This is a genomic window from Kineococcus glutinatus, assembly GCF_039542765.1.
GTDB lineage: Bacteria > Actinomycetota > Actinomycetes > Actinomycetales > Kineococcaceae > Kineococcus_A > Kineococcus_A glutinatus.
On sequence record NZ_BAABIL010000483.1, the window covers coordinates 1 to 3,830 of the forward strand.

The 3,830-nt window shown below is 76.3% G+C and carries 4 protein-coding genes; 1 reads left to right on the top strand and 3 read right to left on the bottom strand.

Annotated elements, in window-relative coordinates:
* Positions 1-1,200: methyl-accepting chemotaxis protein (locus ABEB16_RS16655; protein ID WP_345713344.1), on the bottom strand; the 1,200-nt coding region annotated here is incomplete at its 3' end.
* Positions 1,201-1,451: 251 nt separating this feature from the next.
* On the opposite strand from ABEB16_RS16655, the gene ABEB16_RS16660 reads away from it, so the two are divergent.
* Positions 1,452-1,820, top strand: a complete 369-nt coding sequence (locus ABEB16_RS16660) for a hypothetical protein (RefSeq protein WP_345713345.1) — start codon at positions 1,452-1,454, stop codon at positions 1,818-1,820.
* A gap of 30 nt (positions 1,821-1,850) precedes the next feature.
* Here the strand turns inward: ABEB16_RS16660 and ABEB16_RS16665 are convergent, their stop codons facing one another.
* Both ABEB16_RS16665 and ABEB16_RS16670 read right to left on the bottom strand, forming a co-directional pair.
* Positions 1,851-2,627, bottom strand: coding sequence for a M15 family metallopeptidase (locus ABEB16_RS16665; RefSeq protein WP_345713346.1), 777 nt, complete (start codon positions 2,625-2,627; stop codon positions 1,851-1,853).
* 75 nt (positions 2,628-2,702) lie between these two features.
* A complete protein-coding gene (locus tag ABEB16_RS16670; protein ID WP_345713347.1) occupies positions 2,703-3,779 on the bottom strand; it encodes an aldose epimerase family protein in 1,077 nt (358 codons plus the stop codon).
* Positions 3,780-3,830: the final 51 nt, after the last annotated feature.

Genomic DNA, 3,830 nt, shown 5'->3' on the forward strand with positions numbered 1-3,830 from the left:
CCCGGCCCGCGCGGCCTCGATGGTCGCGTTCAGCGCCAGCAGGTTCGTCTGCTCCGCGATCGCGGTGATGGCCTTGACGACGTCGTCGATCTCGGCGGAGGACCGCCCCAGCCGGCTGACGATGGCGTTGGTGGTCTGCGCCTCGGCCACCGCGGCGGCCGCGACCTCGGCGGCCTGCCCGGCGGAGGAGGAGATCTCCGCGATGGAGGCGCCCATCTCCTCGCTGCCGGCGGCGACGGTCTGCACGTTGGAGGAGATCTGCCCGGCCGACGCGGCGACGACCTCGGCCTGGGTGGAGGCGACCTCCGCGGAGGAGGCGATCTGCAGGGACACGCCCGACAGCTGCTCGGAGGCCGCGGCGAGGGCGCCGGAGGACTCGGCGATGGCGCGCACGGCGTCGCCGACGCCCCGCTGCGCGGTGCGCAGCGCGTCGGCCATCTGCCCCAGCTCGCAGGCGCTGCTGACGGCGATCTCGCGGGTGAGGTCGCCCTCGCCCATGCCCTCGACGGCGTGCGCGACGCGGCGCAGCGCCACGACGATCATCTTGGAGACGAACAGGGCGAGCAGGCCGGCGACGAGCAGGCCCGCGACGAGGACGACGACGACCGTGGTGCGCGCGGAGGTGTAGGTGTCGCGGCCGGCGGCGGCGACGGCGGCCGCGTCGTCCTTCTCGAACGCCTGCACGGTGGCGAGCGCGGCGGCCATCTCGTCGATCACGGGCTGGGAGGTGCTGTCGCGCAGCTGCCGGTACAGCGCCAGGTCGTTGGCGCGGCTGGCGGGCAGCAGCTCGCCGTCGCGGATCTGGCGGTACCGCGCCAGCGCGTCGGTGAAGCGGTCCCAGTCGGCCTGCACGGCCTCGGTCCCGGTGCGCTCGTAGCCGGCGACGGCCTCGTCGAGCGCGGCGTCGCTGTCGGCGATCTTCTCCTCGTAGCCGGCCATGGTGGCGGCGTCCTCGGAGACGGCGTGGTTGGCGAGCAGCACGCGGCCCTTCAGCTGCGCCTGGTCGACGGCGGCGAGCTCGACGAGCCCGGTGACGTTCTCGTCGTAGAGACCGGTCATGGCGCTGCTGGTGCGGCCCAGGGACAGCACGCCGACGACGCCCACGGCGACGGCGACGAGGGACAGCAGGACGGCGACGGCCTGGATGCGGGTGCCGACCCTGCGGTCGGCGATCCAGCGGAACAGGCGGGTGGACTCCACGGTGGACGGCGCTCCTCGGTGTTGGGCGGGCACGCAGGTCGTGCGCGCGGATGACCACCGGCGGTATGCTCCACCGGCGCGCCGCGCCCGCGCGGCCGTCACCCCCCTTCATCGGCAACCCCCGTTGCACCTTGAGCGGTCGTGCCGGGGAGCCGGGCACGTGCCACCCTCGGAGGGCGGTGCGCGGACCCGCGGACCGTTCCCGGCGCGGTCCGCCCCGCGTGTGGGCCACGAGCAGGAGGTGGGCCCGGATGGCCGACCGAGATCCCCGTGCGGGCCCGGCGGCCGACCCGACCCTGGCCGCGCTGGCGGAGCTGCGCGAGCACGTGCTGGCGGCCGCGGCGCTCCTGGACCAGGTGCTCACCCGCATCGACTCCGTGGAGCGCCTGCGCCTCGAGGGCGTGCCCGGCGATCGGATCCTGGCCCTGCTGGGGCGCCCGCTGCTCGTGCAGCTCGTGACGGACGCCGCGCAGCACCTCGACGACGGCGGCGCGCGCTGGCGCCGCCACGGCGCCCGGGCCCTGCGCGCGCAGGGCAGGAGCATGGAGGAGATCGCCCGGCTGTACGGGGTGTCCCGGCAGCGGGTGGCGGCGCTGCTGAAACCGCACACCGAGGACTGAGCGCCCCGCCGGCGCGGGCGGCGGCGCGCGTCAGGCGTACTCCGCGCCGCCGCTGACCCCGAAGAACTCCTCCAGCGTCGTCACCCCGCGTTCGGCCATCCGCTCCAGGAGCTCCCGCCCCACCCAGCGGTAGTGCCAGGACTCCGGGGCGTACCCCGTCACCGCGGAGTTCTGCTCGGTGTAGCGCAGCAGGAACCCGAAGTCGCCGGCGTGGGCGGCCAGCCAGCGCGCCTCGGGCGTCAGCCGGTAGCAGTCCTGCACCGCGCACTCCGGCCGGGCGCTGCTGCCGAAGTCCACGGCCAGGCCGGTCTGGTGCTCGCTGTAGCCCGGGCGCGCCGACACGCGCTCCGCGGCGGCGCGGCCGTCCCGCGCCACGGCCTGCTCGTGCACGGTGCGCTGGTAGTCCAGCGAGCGGTAACCGCTCGTCAGGGTGAGCCCCACGCCGTCGGCGGTCGCGGCGGCCAGCAGCGCCGTGAGGTCCGGCCCGACGACGCCCGCGACCTGCTTGTCCCCGACCGTCACCAGCGAGGCGGGCGCGTAGTCGGCCGGGTCGATCGGGTGCTGCTTGTTGACGACGACCCAGGGGCTGGCGGCCTCGCTCGTCGAGTGCAGCGCGGAGGTCCCCGCGACCTCCTCGGCGTCCGCGACCGCCGACCCCCCACCGTCCCGCCAGCGGCCGACGCCCACCGCCGCACCCGCGCCGGCGACCACGATGCCCGCCAGCAGCCGGCGGCGGGCCACCACGGCGCTGCGGCTGTAGCGGCGGCGCCCGTCGGGCAGGCGCTCGGCGGCGAACGGGGACGGCACGCGCAGATCCTGCCCAACCGCCGCCCCGGGCGCAGCCCGCCGCGCCGCTGCGGCACCGATCCCGCCGGGACCGCCTCAGCGGGTGGTGAAGCGGAACTCCGTGGTGGAGCGGAACTCCTCCCCCGGCCGCAGCGCGGTCGTGGGGAACCCCGGCCGGTTCGGGCTGTCGGGGAAGCCCTGCGCCTCCACGGCCAGCCCGGTGCGCGGGCCGTAGGCGGCGCCCGCCTTGCCGACGAGGGTGCCCGCCAGCGACCCGCCGCTGAACAGCTGCACGCCCGGCTGGTCGGTGACGACCTCCAGCGCCCGGCCCGAGGCGGGGTGCTCGACGGTCACCGCGAGCGCGGCGGGACGGGCACCACCGGGGACCTCGGAGAGCACGTAGCAGTGGTCGTAGCCCTTGCCGCGCACCAGCTGCTCGTCGTCGCCGCCCACCCGCTCGCCGATCGTGCGCGGGGCGCGGAAGTCGAACGGGGTGCCGGCCACGTCGCGCAGCTCCCCCGTCGGCAGACCCGTCTCGTCGACGGGCAGGAAACGCTCGGCGGCCACGGTGACCAGGTGGTCGTCGACGAGACCGGAGCCCTCCCCGGCGAGGTTCCAGTAGGCGTGGTTGGTGAGGTTGAGCACCGTGGCGGCGCTGCTGGTGGCGGTGTACGTCACCTGCAGCGCCCGCCCGGCGAGGACGTACTCGACGTGGACGTGCAGCTCACCGGGGAAGCCGTTGTCCCCGTCCGGGCTGACCAGCGAGAACCGCACCCCCGGCCCGTCGGCGCCGGGCAGCTCCGCCGCGCTCCACAGCTGCTCGCTGAAGGGGTGCGGGCCGCCGTGGATGGCGTTGCCGCGGTCGGTGGCCGGCACCTCGTGGACCCGCCCGTCGAGGGTGAAACGGCCCTGCGCGATGCGGTTGGCGAAACGCCCGATCGTCGCGCCGAAGGAGCGGCCCTTGCCGGTGTAGGGCTCCAGCGAGGCGAACCCGAGGGCGACGTCCGCCACCCGCCCGTCGCGGCCGGGCTGCAGCACGGACTGGATGCGGGCGCCGTGGTCGACGAGCGCCACGGTCAGGTCGCCGGCGGTCAGCACCCAGCGGCCGACGTCGGCGCCGGCCGCGGTGCGGCCCCAGGCGGGTTCGTGCTGCAGGGCGGGTGCGGCGGCCACGGCCGCGACCCTAGACCACGTGGACGCGCGGCGGCCCGCCCCCGCACCGGG

Excerpts from the sequence above, each read along its gene's own strand:
- ABEB16_RS16660 (WP_345713345.1), top strand. The coding sequence starts at position 1,452 with ATGGCCGACCGAGATCCCCGTGCGGGCCCGGCGGCCGACCCGACCCTG.